The organism is Facilibium subflavum (genome assembly GCF_003574485.1).
In the GTDB taxonomy this organism is placed as follows: domain Bacteria; phylum Pseudomonadota; class Gammaproteobacteria; order Francisellales; family Francisellaceae; genus Facilibium; species Facilibium subflavum.
This window is the reverse complement of sequence record NZ_QLIT01000252.1, coordinates 1-1538: the sequence shown is the minus strand read 5'-3', so window position 1 is coordinate 1538 and position 1538 is coordinate 1. Positions and strand designations below refer to the sequence as shown.

Annotated in this window: 1 protein-coding gene and 1 pseudogene; one reads left to right on the top strand and one right to left on the bottom strand. The window is 38.8% G+C overall.

Annotation, left to right across the window (positions count from 1 at the left end):
• Positions 1-4 precede the first annotated feature (4 nt).
• Positions 5-1063, bottom strand: coding sequence for an endonuclease/exonuclease/phosphatase family protein (locus tag DNK84_RS12640; protein ID WP_119344843.1), 1059 nt, complete (start codon positions 1061-1063; stop codon positions 5-7).
• Between the two features lie 264 nt (positions 1064-1327).
• Here DNK84_RS12640 and DNK84_RS12635 point away from each other — a divergent pair.
• A pseudogene (locus DNK84_RS12635) lies at positions 1328-1538 on the top strand (hypothetical protein); the annotation flags it as partial.

Here is a 1538-nt window from a genome sequence, read left to right as displayed (position 1 = left end):
CCCTTTATGGAGCGGTTACTACTCTTCGCGGGACCTCATAGTCTCGACCTTCTATCGATATTTTATAACGACTTCCGAATAATCCCAGTTTAAACTGCCCATTCAACGCTCTGCACTCAATTTTATTTTTTATACGTTGCTTATCATCAGCTGCCAAAGCACTATCGAAGGACAAACTACGTGACGCCATTTTATGATCACTAGCATCCTCAGTATCTTTATTCTCAATTTTATGGACTTGTAGATTATTATCATCATCAGCATTTTTCCAATGATCCCCGCTTATACCAATATTATCTAATACGCCAACTTTATAAGGGCAATCTGGGTCATTTGACCTTTTAATTTCCCCTTGTTTATTGCGTTTTTCATAGGTGAACTCACTTGCTTGTGCAAATAAAAAATCTCCAAAAACCCCGTCACCTGATGTCAATGGATCATACTGCGCAATTAACCTGGGAGCATCTTGGCCGTTTAGATCATTTTCAAGCGCAGACACATCCTCCCGGTCTGATAAGCGCTCATTTAAATCACCCATCAATATCATACCATCTACTTCCTTTTCTTTAAAATGCGCCTTCATCTGTTTAACTGTCTCTTGACGCTGTGCTCGAGTATGGGAGCTTAAATGCCCTGATAAAATACCAACATGTTTATCACCCATTCTAAGCTTAATTGCCTGACCACCTTTGTTGATATCACCAAAACCATTCACCCCACGAATAGAACCTGAACGACCTTCAATAACAGCGATTTCATCAAGCTTGTCATTTTTCACTAAAACAGCCGTACCTACTTTATTTGGGAAACCTGGCTTTGTCATTGCACGAAAACTATTATTATAAACAAGCGTATAGCCTTCAATACGCTTAGCAACACGCTCACCTAAATTTTGCCCGCCCCAGCTATTTTGTGCTTCTTGAAAAGAAAAACAAATTACATCTGGCTTGTCAGCATCTGCTACATCCACAACACCTAATGCAGCAACAATATTGCCAACTGCTGTTGCATCAAGATTATTATTCCCTGCATTAAACGTTGCCGTTTTTATTGTATACCCCATAGCATCTACCTTTAAATACGCAATAAATATATAAATAATTTACCCCATTACGCGACATAACAACAGCGTATAAGTGATAGTTGGACAACTTGATTGTTATAAAGCGCAATATTGCACATTTAAACACAATCATATGAATAGCAAATACATACCATCAAACAAATAGTTTTACATTTGTGCAGTAGCCACCATGCTATTTACTTTTATTATGCCATTTTGGAATAGCCTGTGGGCAATAAGGCTTTATTATTGTAGGCTTTTGCGGTGAAACCATTACCTCATCCAACAGCTGCCATCAGCAGCTGGAGCGAGATCCCCTGGAATGCTTATGCATTAGTAGCCATTGGCTTTTTCCTAGGGCCAATTTATCCAACAATTATTTCGGCATTATTAATGACAAAACCAAAATCCTATCATGCGGTAACCATGAGTTTGGTGATGATTTTTACGGCATTATTGGGCGCATTCGGAATTT